General features: G+C 38.2%; 7 protein-coding genes and 1 pseudogene. 2 read left to right on the forward strand and 6 right to left on the reverse strand.

Annotation, left to right across the window (positions count from 1 at the left end):
• Window positions 1-140 precede the first annotated feature (140 nt).
• From N5O98_RS06365 to N5O98_RS06390, 6 genes and pseudogenes are all read right to left on the reverse strand, one after another.
• Complete coding sequence (locus N5O98_RS06365) at window positions 141-1,160, reverse strand: DUF4973 domain-containing protein (RefSeq protein ID WP_004310847.1); 1,020 nt, start codon at window positions 1,158-1,160, stop codon at window positions 141-143.
• 20 nt (window positions 1,161-1,180) lie between these two features.
• Window positions 1,181-3,229 (reverse strand): RagB/SusD family nutrient uptake outer membrane protein, encoded by a 2,049-nt coding sequence (locus N5O98_RS06370; RefSeq protein WP_004310848.1) that lies wholly within the window; start codon window positions 3,227-3,229, stop codon window positions 1,181-1,183.
• A 15-nt stretch (window positions 3,230-3,244) separates the two neighbouring features.
• A complete protein-coding gene (locus N5O98_RS06375; RefSeq protein WP_004310849.1) occupies window positions 3,245-6,334 on the reverse strand; it encodes a SusC/RagA family TonB-linked outer membrane protein in 3,090 nt (1,029 codons plus the stop codon).
• 12 nt (window positions 6,335-6,346) lie between these two features.
• Window positions 6,347-7,846, reverse strand: coding sequence for an IPT/TIG domain-containing protein (locus N5O98_RS06380; protein WP_022200102.1), 1,500 nt, complete (start codon window positions 7,844-7,846; stop codon window positions 6,347-6,349).
• Between the two features lie 17 nt (window positions 7,847-7,863).
• Window positions 7,864-8,472 (reverse strand): annotated as a pseudogene (locus tag N5O98_RS06385) (glutaminase domain-containing protein); the annotation flags it as partial.
• Window positions 8,473-9,186: 714 nt separating this feature from the next.
• Window positions 9,187-10,533, reverse strand: a complete 1,347-nt coding sequence (locus N5O98_RS06390) for a site-specific integrase (protein WP_022200104.1) — start codon at window positions 10,531-10,533, stop codon at window positions 9,187-9,189.
• A gap of 472 nt (window positions 10,534-11,005) precedes the next feature.
• Between N5O98_RS06390 and N5O98_RS06395 the strand changes: the two genes are divergently transcribed.
• Together N5O98_RS06395 and N5O98_RS06400 are read left to right on the forward strand one after the other, a co-directional pair.
• Entirely contained in the window at window positions 11,006-13,528 is a 2,523-nt protein-coding gene (locus N5O98_RS06395; RefSeq protein ID WP_022200105.1) for a glutaminase family protein, read from the forward strand.
• A gap of 67 nt (window positions 13,529-13,595) precedes the next feature.
• Window positions 13,596-15,398 (forward strand): family 43 glycosylhydrolase, encoded by a 1,803-nt coding sequence (locus N5O98_RS06400; protein WP_224262801.1) that lies wholly within the window; start codon window positions 13,596-13,598, stop codon window positions 15,396-15,398.
• Window positions 15,399-15,444 lie beyond the last annotated feature (46 nt).

Below are 15,444 nucleotides of genomic sequence, written 5' to 3' on the forward strand. Positions count from 1 at the left end.
ATAACGAAAAACTTTATACCTAAAGATACGAAAACTTTGGGTAATAACAAAGCCCGGGCTTGAGAAAGTCTGGGCTTTGCGCATAAAAAAAGGCTGTGTCAGCGTTTTGACACAACCTCTATCTCCACTCATTTATAAGATTACCATTCTATTTGCTGGTCTTCGTCCGGAATCTGTGTATTGATATTCCGTTGTAGCGTCATGCTTCCTTCCACTCTATATTTGATAGGGATAACTTCCGTATCACTTCCACCATAGGTAAAATCCTGGAAATCATATTCAAACATGATTTGAACATAACGACGTTCCAAATAAGGGCGTGTAGCATCCATAATCGATGTACTACTATAGATAGGTGTTCCTATTAATTCAAATTCCATTTCATTATTGGGATCGTCCGGCTTCATATCCAATGTTCCATCTTCTCTGAAGTGTACATTGATTTTGTACTTCTTACGTATGTCTTTATCCATATCCTCATTAATCAGACCGGCATAAAAGAATACGGAATTGTTATCTATCACATATCCTGTACGCTTGTTCGTCGTTCTTGCATTCGTATCAGGCTTACCATTTATATAAGTGTACACTTTCATGGAAGAAGCCGTGTACGAACCGGAATAATCATTAAAAGGTACTACCTTCAACAAAGCTTTTGCATAGTTCTTACGTGGATGACTTTGATAATCATAGGCTCCATCATCAACAATAGTTAACGGTAAAACCCATTTCTCCAACATATCAATGCCTTGTAGATTAAAATCAATATTTAATTGTTCTACGCACGAACCGGCAGGAATATGTACCGTTTCGGGAAATTCATATTTATCTTCCTCCATTTCCGTATACCACAATTCCGGACGATAAAGACTAAAGCGCTCGATATTCAACGTTTTCAATGTGTCCTTATCCACTGCTATATGTATATCTCGGTCTTGTCCATTCACTGTAGAGCCACTGATAATGACAGGCAGCTGATAAGTCACTTTTCCATTATCCTTATATCTGACGTAGATGGTAGTAACACCATCGCCTCCTGAAGCGATAGGTGCTTTGAAAGATACGTATTGTTCATACTGCTCATCTTCCCACTCATTATTACAAGCGGTTCCCAAGACGATGACAGCCAATAAACTTAAATAAATATATATATTCTTCATATCATATTCTTATTAGGAGATTAATCATTGTATGTCCATCCCGGGTTCTGCGTCAACCGTTTATTACGTTTCAGCTCATCGTGGCTGATAGGCCAGAAATAGAGCTTACGCGAGAAGGCAGTAGGTAAGTCTGCAATTTCAATCGGAGTATAGAATTGTTCTCTCTGCTCCTCCGTATCCGACATATAGAAATTACATCCGTAGTTTTTCTTGGACTCTTCCACTTCTGCATCTTTCCATCTACGTAAATCAAAATAACGCTGCCCTTCGGCCATGAGTTCAATTTGACGTTCACGTTTCAGCTTCTTGCGGAATACATCCCGATCTTGGTACTCCGACATGGTATAATCGGGTACACCCGCACGGCGACGTATCTGTCTGATACCTTTTTTCATTTCATCAATATCACGTTTGACGGAATAACTGGTAGAACCATCCCATGATGCTATGTCATATGAAGATCCATCCTCCAACTCATTCAAGGCTTCGGCATAGATCAATAAAATTTCGGCAAAACGAATGGCAGGTTCTGCTTTTGCTTTTATTTCCTTACGATTCGTATCATCCGGGTGTACATACTTCATGATACCGATGCCAGATCGTAAATAAACACCAGTACCGGAGAAACCGTCCGTATTGATACCGTAATAATAGTTGACTTGTTTCTCAACGTCATTCTTATAGTCCGTTGTCTCTGCATTTTTCAGTAAAGCCCACACACAGCCATTATAAGAAACCGAAGCATAAAAACGTGGTTCTCGGTTGGCATATTCCTTATACACCCCTTCTTTTAGTTGAGGGTATGTACCTGCCTCAACCTCCTCTTTAGTGACAAAACGTGTGCCGTAAGGGTACTCTTCTTTAAAATGTTCTCTGCTAAATTCGTCTCCATTTGCCATATAATAAGCGTCACACATCTTCTGTGTCATGCCATACGCATTACTTCCTCCACCCAAAGTTTTCGGCATTTGAAGTTTCACCATTTCAGCAATACTATTGGCTCCCTGATTACGCCCACGGCTGAAAATCAACTCCGGATTTTGGTACATCGCTAATGAACCATTAAAAACAGCACGATAAGACTCATAAGGGTCTATATCACTATATCCACCTTCATTCCATGTCTTTGTTGAAAAGTCCTTATCCTGATAAGGAGCAATGGTAGCAGGATATCCGGGTTCAGCAATATTAGTTGCTTTCTTATGGTAAAGTTCATAACGACGCCCGTTATTTTCTCCGGGAAGTTCCATCACATCTCTTGCCGCAGCTGCAGCTCTAGCCCATTTGTATTCATTATATTCCTGAGACATCAGACATCTTCCTTCATAATCTACCAAATCCGAAAATTTATCAGGATCTCCCGGACGTGGATTATTGATAGGGCTTGCCGAATATACCAATGCTCTGGCACGAGCTGCCAATGCTGCTCCTCGCGTGGGACGTGCCACCTGATTAATGGCCCGGGCCAGAGGCAGGTCTTTGGCTGCCAGGCACATCTCCGATTCGATGTATTCCACACATTCATCATACGAATTACGCTGAATTTCCAAATCATCATAATCGGCAGTATAGTCAAGTCCATCATCTGGCAATAAGGGTACAGGACCGTATTTACGTAGTAATAACCAATAATAATACGCACGCACGAAACGGGCTTGCGCTTTCAGATCGGCTCTCTCTTCTTCCGTATATTTCGTATTCATGTCAATATTCTGAATGAAGATAGACGCTTGACGAATACCTTTATAACTATCCCCCCACGAATGCCGGTAACCTTCATCATAAGTACCAGTCTTGAATGTCTTGTACGCATCAAGACTATTCCCACCGAAATAAATATCATCGGCGAAATTAGTGATTGTATTAAGCATGTTAGATACTTCCAGATTGTATCCACCTAAATAGGAATAGGCATTCGCCAACCATTCTTCCGTAGATTCCTTGTCAGTAAAAACATCCTCCAAAGACCGGCGGTCTTTGAAATATTTGTCAGAGTCGAGTTTATCCGAACAAGCGACGGCAATCGCACTCAACATAATACCAATATACAGTTTATATATCTTTCTCATTTTTCATGCATTTAATTAGATATTCACAGTTAATCCCAAAGTAAACGTCTTAGCAAGCGGATATTTCTCACCGTTAGAGACTCCCATTTCCGGATCCCATTCTTTAAATTTAGCAAACGTCAAGATATTGGTACCAATGAAAAATACACGTATCTTGTTAAACCGCATCTTGTTCACAATTGATTTCGGCAATGTATAACCTACTTCCAATGTTTTCAAGCGTAAATAAGATCCATCTCTGAGCCAATAGGTAGAAGCTCTATAATTATTATCATTCCCTCCATAACTAAGCCGAGGATACGAAGCATTAGGATTCTCATTAGCCGGAATACCCAATGTGGCAGCTGTCTCCGCATCGACATAGCGATCTTTCACTAAATTCGTCAGAATATTTCCCCACTGACTATCCTTAAAGGCATATACAGTAGAACCATTAATGAAGAATGAAGACTTGCCTGCTCCCTGGAAGTGAGCATTAAAATCAAAACCTTTCCACTGTGCAGAAATACCAAAACCATATATCAAGTTAGGCTTTGTTGTCGCACCAATGGCCACTTCATCACTAGCATTAATGATTCCATCCCCATTGACGTCTTTATATTTGATGTCACCCGGTTGTACCTTTCCCCAATTAGTCTGCTGCGGACTATTTCGTATATCATCGTAATCCTTAAACAATCCTAAAGCTATTAATCCCTTTGCCTGATTAACCCTGTAGCCAGCCTCTTTTTGATAAGGATAAACTGCGTTCATCTCATCTTTTTCCAGAATTTCATTTTTGCTGTAAGTAAAATTACCACGAACAGTCAAATTGACTTTTCCTATCTTCTGCTTGTAGGCAAAATTGCCGTCGAAACCTTTCGACCGGACACTTCCCACATTCGCTTTTGGATTACTATTCACCCCCACAATACCTGGTAGATATTTACGTTCCATATAGATGCCATCACGCTGTTCATGAAAATAATCTACAGTAGCCGTAAACTTATCATTGAATAAAGATAAGTCTACACCCGCATCATGCTTGGTTGCAATTTCCCAGGTGACATTGTTAGAGGCCAACTGTGTATACTGCATTCCTGTATATACATTATCCGTAGAACCATAATCACTCCAAGTCCAACCACTTCCATCATCCTTGATAGTATACAAATAAGGGAAACGTACATCCATCTTATCATTACCAACCTTACCATAAGAGTAACGTAACTTGAACATATTCATCCATTTCAGATGTTTTTTAACAAATTTCTCTTCTGCTATATTCCAAGCTAAAGAAAAGGCTGGAAAAAAACCGAAACGATGCCCGTCAGCAAAATTCTCCGAACCATTATAACCAAAATTAAAATCGGCAAAGTAGCGATAATTCCAGTTATAACTGGCACGCCCCGCCAATCCCATGTGACGTTTGGCAATACCATTTTTTACATCTGTTCCAATATCTACTGTGGTCCGATAAGCATCCTGGCTATATTTTAAAGTACCACCTACGTGATGTGCTTTGAATGCACGATTATATTGCAAATAGGCCTCTAAAAATTCACGGCGCTCACCAGTGGAAGAACTCGTCTGTTCCATTGGTTTCTCGGCACTTTGTTGCTTGAAAATCAGGTTCCCGTCATCGTCACGTTCTCTTTGGGCGCGCCATGTCTCCGGCATTCTTATCCGGTTTATTTCACTCTGATTATTCGTATCAAATCCGAAACGGCCTTCAAAGCGTAAGCCTTTGGTAATGAAGTCCAGCTTTTGCTCCAGAGAAATATTTGTCTGAATCTTATTATTCCAGATTTCTTTATATCCAGTCTGTGTAGCAAGTACCCAAGGATTTTTGCGATTATCTTCTACTCCATGTGCAGGAATGTAACCATTAGAGTACATAACAGGAATACTGACCGGATTCTGCCCCATTAATGAAGTCCAGACATTAGAGCCCTGTCCCGGTGCATTACGCTTCTTTAGCGAACCGGATACACCAACTTTTACAAGAGTAGTCTTTGTTACATCAATATCCGTATTCAAACGGTAATTCCAACGCTGACTGCTAGGATTGGTATTGTAATCCTTACGCATGGACTCGTCTGTTTTGTACATTCCCTCTTCATTCACATAACTAAGCGATACAAAATAACGTGCCGTACTACCACCACCACTCATATTCAGATTGGCACGATAGGTCATGGCTCCATCTTTTAACAACACATCCATCCAGTCAACATTCGGATATAAATCCGGATCAAGCCCCAATCGCAGAATTTCCATTTCATCCTCTTGATAAATTCTCTCTTGGTTACGAGTAATTCGCGCTTCATTCATCAACATGGCATAACTGTAACCATCCGCAAATTCCGGAGTAATAGTGCGGGCATTATAAGAAGTCTCTACTTTGGCATTAATCTTGATCTTGCCTTCCTTACCATGTTTAGTGGTGATCAGTACTACACCATTTGCACCACGAGGACCATAAATCGCCGTCGTAGAAGCATCTTTCAATACAGAAAAGGATTCGATATCTTCAATATTGATCTCATCCAAATCGCGTTCAAAACCATCAACCAGCACTAATGCAGAGCTATTGGCTCCAAAAGTGGAAATACCTCGAATCCAGAATTCAGAAGTATTTACACCCGGTTGTCCGGAAGTCTGCATGGCAAGAACACCTGACACATTTCCAGCCAATGCATTAGAAAGATTTGCTGAAGGATTTGACTTTAATACTTCTACATCTACATTCGTCACCGCACCAGTCACTGTTAATTTCTTCTGTGCTCCTGTACCAGTGATTACAACTTCATCAATTTCCCTAGCATCCGATTCTTTCATCGATACATTAACCAAACTCTGACGTTTCACTAATATCTCTTGCGTATCAAAACCAATATATGAAAATACCAAACGAGAAAATTCCTCAATATTTATTTTGTAACGTCCGTTGATATCCGTTATCGCTCCTAAACCAGGTTTATCCTTCACTGTCACATTGACACCAACCAATGGTTCTTTATTCGTGTCCGTCACGACTCCTGTTACCTCAATTGTCTTCTCTTGAGCAAAAAGGGAAACAGAGACTAATAACAGACAAATCGTAATAAATTCTTTTATTCTCATGTGTTCTTCTTTTTATTGATTTTCTTGGTTTTGATTGTCATTGGATTCTTCTCCGCCTAAATCATCAGGGGCCTGTTCTTTGGCAATCTTCCGAATCTTATAATTTCCCGAATCACCTACATAGAAAGTCTTTGTTGCCTCATTGTAAGCCAAAGCCACCGGTTGATTAAAGCGTGCTCTCTCACGTACTTCTCCATTTTGCTTACCCCATTTATAGCTACTTGCAGAAGCAGAACCGCGTCCGGCAAACGTAGAAACCACCCCATCCGGAGTCAAGATTCGAATACAATGATTTTCTTTATCTGCAAAATAGAAGTCATACCAATCATCTTTGTTGGCTGCCTTATACTCTTCATTGAGCACAAAGACACCTTGGCCAGGCTTATTGATACGCGCATTGATACCTACAAGATCCTTATAATCTGCCTGGCCGGATTGCCCACATACAATATACGGAGTTACCAACTTTTTAGTTTCTTCATCGTAATTGGAACGAAGTATATAATGCGATTCATGCATGATGATATAAACATATTTACCTGTTGGATGAGGAACCATACTAAAGTCAACCGTCTGATTAGGTACACTAAATGCCAAAAGTTCATTCAACCCTGCTCCACCAGGAACTTCCGGATTGTTATTATAGCCGTTTTCTTCAAAATTATATCTGTACACATTGCCTGTTGCACGATGATTGAAGTAAAGCTCTCCCGTTTGTGGAAGTACCATAGACCCATTGCAAGCATTACCACGCGCCAAAGCTACCCAACTGGACTCTTTGAAATCCTGCCCGTCTGTACTGCTTTCACGCTTTAAAATAATATTGTTTCTATTCTTAGCACCACCATTTTGGGGAGCCGCCAATATCATATCATCATCATTAGTCCATGTAATAGTAGTTGCGCGGTTAATATTATCTAGCTTCTTGGTATAGATCATTTCTTGTTCCAGATCCAGCACCCTCAAAAGCCCATTATTTTGAGACAAATAAAGGATATTAGAATGTTGAGGATCGAAAGAAAACCAAAAAGGATAATCTATCTTTCCACAATCGTCAAACGGACCTGTTTCTACAATATTTCCCTCACCCAATTCATCTACATCACCGCATAAGTCTGTTACTACCATTTGCGGTTCGTACTGATATTTTTCAGATGCTATCACAGTTTGCTCACCCACTTTTACTTCAATAGTTCCTTCGAAACAGCTTTCCGGCGTAGAACAGTAAATACTAGTACCTTTAGCACTAATAACAATAGCTTCTTTTCCACCTACCTTAACGGAAACAAGAGAAGGATCTGTGCCAAAATTACTGCCATAGATAATCATCTTCTTCTTTCCACCTCCCGACTTGGGTGTGAAATCAGTTACCTCTACTGGCTGATTCGGATCATAAGGTGCTGATGTCTCGTCTTTGCTATCTTTGCAGCCAGTAAAACAGACTGCAAAAACGAATGCCAACATCATACACTGTAACCCTATGCTCCCATGTTTCATAGTTTTACATTTCATAATACACTAGATTTAAATTATTGATTATTCTGAACTTTATCCATTAATACCTTCATCCAGTATCCTCCAATCACCGAACGAGCTCTAAAGCCAACCCATCGTCCGCTGTCTGTATGGTGCCAGTCACTGATAGGTACACGAGATACTGTTTCATTGATATATTTATAGACTGGATCAGAGAATCGTTGGAAAGTATCCTTATCCGGGGACATAGCCGCTGTCCACATGATCCAGTCAGATTTTGTGTATTCTTTACGCGAATCCAGAGGAAGTCCATAAGGATTCTGTTTGGTCAAATAATAGTTTATTTCTTTTCCGATTACATTGTTAGGAAATAAATTCAGGTTCCATAACTTATCCCAAACCATGTTATATTTTTGACTCCAGGTATCTTTACGGTCAAAAGCCAGACGGTAATGATCACCCTCATTCGCCATTTCTTCCCATTTCACCGCCATTTTCTTGGCTATAGCCGCATATTTGTCTGCTACATCATTTAATCCGAGCATCCGAGCCATTTCGCTGTATCCGGCCACTCCCATGATCGCTTTCACGGAAAGATTGGCATTATGAGCCCAATGTCCGGCGAAGTCATCCGTGCAAAGTTGGTTTTCCGGGTCCTGTCCAGACTAAATTGTTATTTGTTAACTAATTGAAATACAATAGAATACATTCATGCTGTATTGTCTTTGTGTTGTTGTGGCTATTAAATGAAATACAAAATTCTAATTTATGAGCAGACTTTTAATAAATAAAAAGTTAATGGATAAATGTAGTGGTAGTCTAAGATGAGAAATGGACTAATCTGAAAAAATGAATATTTTTCCTCTCTCTCTTTCCATTTATCTATGTAATTTCTTTTATGACATAAAAACTAGCAGCATTTTAAGATATTAAGAATCAAATAGATTGAATAATTACTCTTGTTGAATGAATTCGACGTAAATAAAGCTTTCTGGAATGATTTATCTATCTTTTTATGCTATTTTGCAGAGAAATGTTATTGTGTGATAGCTTAAGGTAATAAGGAAAGTAGATGTTAGAACCCCATTCAGGAGTCCATAGTGTGGTTTATTTTAAACCAATAAGTAGTTTCTTTTAAAGGTAAGAGATGTTCCTTTTAAACCAACGACTTGTTTCATTATATCAAAACATCTTTTCGATAGTAGGAAAAAGTACATATTTATAAAGAATTATGCTATATATTCAATAAAAAGAATATATATGATGTAAATGTGACTTTCTTTTTTCTATTTAGCAACTCAATAGAATCTTAATTCTTCTGCATATATGAAAAATAGAACATAATTTGAAATAACTAAGATGAAATATTTCAATCTTTACCTGGCAAGTTTAGCTCGAAGTTCTTTTAGTCTTTTTGCAGCCTGTAGATTATCCACCTTTATATATCTCATGAATGCAGATGGACTTTTATGCCCGGATATGCGCATAAGTTCTCCGGCAGGAAAGCCGGATAAATACATATTTGTGCAAAACGATCGTCGGCAAGTATGAGAAGAGATCATCTCCCATTTTTCATAGACTCTCTTTTCCCGTTCCTTTCCTTTTTTGCGAACAACTTCAATTTTTTGTTTTAATTTTGCTCTTCGCCCCAATTCTTTAACTCTTTCGTTGAATATATATCTAGGGATTTTAGGTAAATCATAGTTGTATTTCTTGAGTATTTCCGGTACATAATCAATCATAGGGATTATGACAGCTTTATGCACTTTTCTCTGTTTAAGATTTATAATCTCATTATCTAAGTCAATATGTTCGGGACTTAATGTTGAGAGATCACTATATCGTAGTCCTGTAAAACACCCAGTAATAAAAACATCTCTAATCTCTTCCAATTGCTTATCATCTGACAAGTCTAACTCGTGTATTGTTGAAAGCTCCTTTTCACTTAAATAAATAGCATCAGTTTCTTCTTCTACGACCTTAAAATGCTTCAAGTCAATTGGAGGAATAACTCCTTTATCTATTTGATAATTAACAAATCCCTTTAACAAACGTATAATTTTTCCTGCAGAATTAGTGAGCAAGCCAACACTCCCATCGGGCTTTATAACCTTATAAAATAAATAATCCATGAATTCATTATAAAATATAAGATTCAGGTTATGAAAAGTAATTGGTTGCGATGAATGTTCTTTGAAAGCGATCAGATGTTTACGAAGTGTTCGGTAGTCTTTTATTTGATCTGCAGAAACAACTGGAGCTTTTTCTGTAATATATCTTTCTAATGCGTCAAATATATCTACCCGATTAGGACGTAATTCATATTCTCTATTTTTTTTTAATTCAAGTAAAACAAAATCTACGGTTGGACTTATTCCGTTTATCTTAGCATATGTAAGAATTTCTCCAAGCTTGGACGTTATTCTAATCAGGCAGGCATCAATTTCATCATAGTTTGGACAAGCGCGCTTAATCCATCTCTTTTTAGAATCCCAGTGTTCCGGTTTAATACTGTATCCAGTAGAGATGAGCGTACGCTTAGTTCGATTGTAGTTATATCGAACATAGAGGACAGTAGTCCCCTCTCGAGTGACGTACTTTGGTTTAATATATGGAGTATATTTTGCGATAGTAAATCTGTATTGCTTTCGTATTGCAAAATTACAAAAGCTATTCGATATGAGCAATATCTCATCGTTAAAAGCTAGAACCTCCAAAAACATTGTACTATCTTAATAAAAGTGGATAAATATTGCTCAAAAAGGAAAAAAACTACTCAAAGCACACTGTAAGAGACTTATTTTGCACTTTAAAAACACTCAAAATTTGAAAAAAGAATAGATTTTGTCCTTTCTTGAACACAGATTTTCCTAATATTTAGCATTAATTCCATTATTTTGTAGCGTTACAAATAAAATGCTATGGAAAAACAAATGGATTTGTATGACTCCTGGGTCCTACCTGAAACACACAATTCTATATAAACTTTTCCTCTAGCATTTATAAATATTCGACAGTACTGATTTTAATATATTATTTAGGTATAGCGATAAGAAAGGTAAGATTGCATTTAAAAGGTAATAGTAAGAAGGTAAAAAGAGAAATAAAAGAAAACGTAGGGTTTGTTTTTCTTTTATAGGTAAACAAGATTGTAGATGGGTAACCTTAAAATTGTAGATTAATTAGAAAATATTTATGAAGAAACTACTAACAGTAATGGCCTTTTCGGTCGGTTTATTCGCAAATGCTCAAACCGGCAACTTATTTAAACCAGTAAAAGAGGTAGCGTTACGTACTCCATCGGTACCTATCGTTGTTTCAGATCCTCACTTCTCTATCTGGTCTCCCTATGATAAATTAATGGAAGGAAGTACAGAACACTGGACTACAGCTAAGAAACCATTAGTAGGGGCTTTACGCGTAGATGGTAAAGTGTATCGTTTCCTGGGTAAAGATCAAGTAGCTTTAATACCTATTGCTCCCATGACAAATGTGGAACGTTGGGAGGCTGCATATACTAATAGTCAACCAGCAAATGGATGGCAAGAATTCCAGTTTGATGATAGTAGTTGGAAAAAAGGTAAAGCAGCTTTCGGTAGCCGTGATATGCCACGTGTTCGCACAGAATGGAAAGGAGATAATACAGATATTTATATCCGCCGTACATTTGAAATAAATGATTTGGATTTAACAGAGAATATTTTTCTTATTTATTCTCATGACGATGTATTCGAATTATATTTAAATGGAGAAAAACTGGTTGCTACAGATCTCGTATGGAAGAATAATGTAAACCTAAAACTTTCAGATGAAGCCAAGAAAAAACTTCGTAATGGCAAAAATGTGATTGCAGCGCATTGTCATAACACAACTGGAGGATCTTATGTGGATTTTGGTTTATATCGTGAAAAGAAAAATGCAGTAACATTTGAAAATGAGGCTGTACAGAAATCGGTAGATGTACTAGCCACTTCCAGTTACTATACATTCACCTGCGGACCTGTCGAATTAGATGTTGTATTTACAGCGCCTCAATTGATAGATGACTTGGATTTGTTGTCAACTCCGATTAACTACATCTCCTATCGCGTGTGTCCTCTTGATAAAAAAGAGCATGATGTACAATTCTATATAGAAACGACTCCGGTATTAGCAGTGAATGAGACTACTCAGCCTACTATTGCACGTACATTATCGAAAAATGGCATTAGTTATGTAGAAGCTGGCACCATCAACCAGCCGATATGTGATCGTAAAGGTGATTTGATTTGTGCTGACTGGGGATATGTATATCTTGGTAGTGTAAATGGAGCAGGAAAATCTATAAGTTTGGGTGACTATAGCGGAATGAAGGAAGCTTTTGTTAAAAATGGGACTTTAGCTTCAAGTAAGACCAAATGGATTACTCGTCGGGAAGAAAATACTCCTGCAATGGCTTATGTACATAATTTTGGAACTGTTACCAAAGATGGTAAAGATGGTTTCTTGATGATCGGTTATGATGACATTTATTCCATTGAATATATGTATGAGAAACGTATGGGATATTGGAAGCATGATGGTAAAGTAACGATTTTTGAAGCTTTCGAAAAACTAAGAGATAACTATCAATCCATCATGGAGCGTTGTCGTGCACTTGATGAGCTTATTTATAACGATGCAGAAAAAGCAGGTGGTAAAAAATATGCAGAAATATGCTCTGCAGCCTATCGTCAAGTTATTTCTGCTCACAAACTATTTACAGACAAAGAAGGCAATCTGATGTGGTTCTCTAAAGAGAATAACAGTAATGGTTGTATCAATACAGTCGACCTGACCTATCCGTCTGCTCCCCTGTTTTTGGTCTATAATCCTGATTTACAAAAGGCAATGATGACTAGTATCTTTGAATATAGTGCTAGCGGTCGCTGGGATAAACCTTTCGCAGCACATGACCTTGGCACTTATCCAATAGCTAATGGACAAGTTTATGGTGGTGACATGCCGATTGAAGAAAGTGGTAATATGGTGATTCTAACTGCAGCTATTTCGAAAATTGAAGGTAATGCAGATTATGCTAAGAAATATTGGGACATTCTAACGACATGGACCAATTATTTAGTAGAGTATGGACAGGACCCGGAAAACCAACTTTGCACGGATGACTTCGCCGGACATTGGGCTCATAATGCCAATCTTTCCGTGAAAGCGATCATGGGAGTGGCCGGATACAGCGAAATGGCTCGTATGCTCGGATTGAATGATGTAGCAGACAAATATGCTTTAATAGCCCAAGAAATGGCGATGAAATGGGAAAAAATGGCAAACGAAGGCGATCACTACCGTTTGGCTTTTGAACGTAAGAACACTTGGAGCCAAAAGTATAATATGGTGTGGGATAAGTTGTGGAATTTGAACCTATTCCCTAACAATGTAATCGAAAAAGAGCTCAATTATTACCTGACTAAACAGAATCTTTACGGACTTCCTTTGGATTCCCGCAAAGAATACACCAAATCCGATTGGATCATGTGGACGGCAGCTATGTCATCAGACAAGGAAACTTTCCAGAAATTCTCTGATCCTGTTTATAAATATATTAACGAGACAGTATCTCGTGTACCTATCAGTGACTGGCATCATACTGATAGTGGTAAGTGGGTTGGCTTCAGAGCACGTTCCGTGATTGGAGGATACTGGATGCAAGTGTTAATGAATAAATTGAGTGGTAGCAAGTAATTTTCTATTAGGGAGTGATATTATGTGTAACTTATCTACTGTATCAATTCTTCGATGGAATCTAGTAATGCTATTGAGCACACTATTCTGGTTTTCCTGTTCGACAAGCGATAATAATGAAGAGTCGAATGGAAAAGAAGGAGATGAGACTAATGTATCTGTGTATTTACAACAGAATGGATTCCAGAATTTGAATCTAGTGCCCGACCAGAATTTCGTTTCATACAATGTGCTTGTTTGCAAGAGTACCCTTTTGAATGGAGAGATATCTGTTCGATTGAAAACTTGGAGTGACAGTGAATTGAAAGCTTATAATTCTAACAATGGAACAAACTTTCAACTGCTTCCAGAAGATCTTTATCAGCTAGAGGAAATGTTAACACTGAAAGCGAATGAGAAACAAAAAAGTATAGAAATTCAATTTCATTCCTCTGAAATCTTCTCAAGATGGAAGAGGGAAAAAACTAATTATGTACTCCCTCTTCGGTTAGAAAGTGCATCGGTTAGCGCTCAAGAAAACAAAAGAAATTTACTTCTTACGATAGATGTCCAAGCAGCTATTGTCAAGTTGGAGAGTATTAGCGGAGAAATACTATTAAACCAAGAAAAAGTAGAAGTAGACATTAAATCTTATTATGATTTTAGTGGCACAAACCAGAGTACATTTCATTGTACGTTAAGTGTTGCACCAGAGGCTGTACAGTTGGTAAATGATTATAATGCAGCTCATGGAACATCTTATGAGTTGCTACCTGATGACTCGTATACTCTTGGTGGGTTGACTTATTCTGCAGGGAATAATCAAGCTTCTACGAAATTAACTATTCAATCAACTAAACTACATCCTACGTACTATCTACTTCCTCTGTGTCTAACGAATGCCGATAGCGAAACAGTGTTAATAGATAAGTCTGTCCGGATATTGACATTAGTGCGTGGTTATTGCAATCCGATTATTGCTTTTAGCGCACCAGATCCTACAGTAATTCGTGCCCAAGATGGTTATTTCTATCTCTATGGAACAGAGAATACTCGAAATGTTCCTATTTATCGTTCCAAAAATTTGGTGAATTGGGAGTATAAGGGTACAGCTTTCACGGATGCTACTCGCCCCACTTGGGGTGGCGACCACAATATTTGGGCACCAGAGATACGTTATTTCAATAATCATTATGTGCTTTATTATTCATGGGCTATATGGGGAGATGAGTGGAGAAGTAATGTAGGAGTTGCTGTGTCAGACTCCCCTCTAGGACCATTTATAGACAAAGGGTGTTTGATCGACTCGAAAGTGATTGGGGTACAAAATTCCATTGACCAGTTCTTTTATGAAGACAATGGCAAAAAATATATGTTTTGGGGAAGTTTTCGGGGTATCTATGCTACAGAACTCACGGATAATGGTCTGGAAATAAAGAAAAACACGGATGGAACCCCAGTCCTGAAGAAGCGTATTTGTGGAAATCGTTTTGAAGGGACCAACATATACAAACGTGGAGAATATTATTACTTGTTTGCTTCCATAGGAACTTGTTGTAATGGAGCAACCAGTACATATCAAACTGTGGTAGGGCGTTCAAAGAATGTGCTTGGACCTTATTTAGATAAGACAGGAAGGGATATGTTGTATGATTATTGTGAAATCATTATGAGTGGCAATGAAACTTGGGCAGGACCTGGACATAACTCCATTCTGATTCAGGATGATGTAGGAACTGACTGGATCATCTACCACGGTTACAAGAAGAAAGAAGCCGAAAACGGAAGATATGTTTTAATGGATAAACTGATTTGGAGTAACGATGGATGGCCTTCCGTCAAGAGTAACGCACCTTCCATCTTGGAAGTGGCGCCCTACTTTCAGAAATAAATATCCTATACAGAAAAACAAGTAATACTTATTGCTTATGCGATTT

Source organism: Bacteroides sp. LFL-34, from assembly GCF_027257075.1.
Lineage (GTDB): Bacteria > Bacteroidota > Bacteroidia > Bacteroidales > Bacteroidaceae > Bacteroides > Bacteroides ovatus.

Coding starts and splice junctions, on each gene's coding strand:
- N5O98_RS06365 (WP_004310847.1), bottom strand. CDS start 1,160: ATGAAGAATATATATATTTATTTAAGTTTATTGGCTGTCATCGTCTTG.
- N5O98_RS06370 (WP_004310848.1), bottom strand. CDS start 3,229: ATGAGAAAGATATATAAACTGTATATTGGTATTATGTTGAGTGCGATT.
- N5O98_RS06375 (WP_004310849.1), bottom strand. CDS start 6,334: ATGAGAATAAAAGAATTTATTACGATTTGTCTGTTATTAGTCTCTGTT.
- N5O98_RS06380 (WP_022200102.1), bottom strand. CDS start 7,846: ATGAAATGTAAAACTATGAAACATGGGAGCATAGGGTTACAGTGTATG.
- N5O98_RS06390 (WP_022200104.1), bottom strand. CDS start 10,533: ATGTTTTTGGAGGTTCTAGCTTTTAACGATGAGATATTGCTCATATCG.
- N5O98_RS06395 (WP_022200105.1), top strand. CDS start 11,006: ATGAAGAAACTACTAACAGTAATGGCCTTTTCGGTCGGTTTATTCGCA.
- N5O98_RS06400 (WP_224262801.1), top strand. CDS start 13,596: ATGCTATTGAGCACACTATTCTGGTTTTCCTGTTCGACAAGCGATAAT.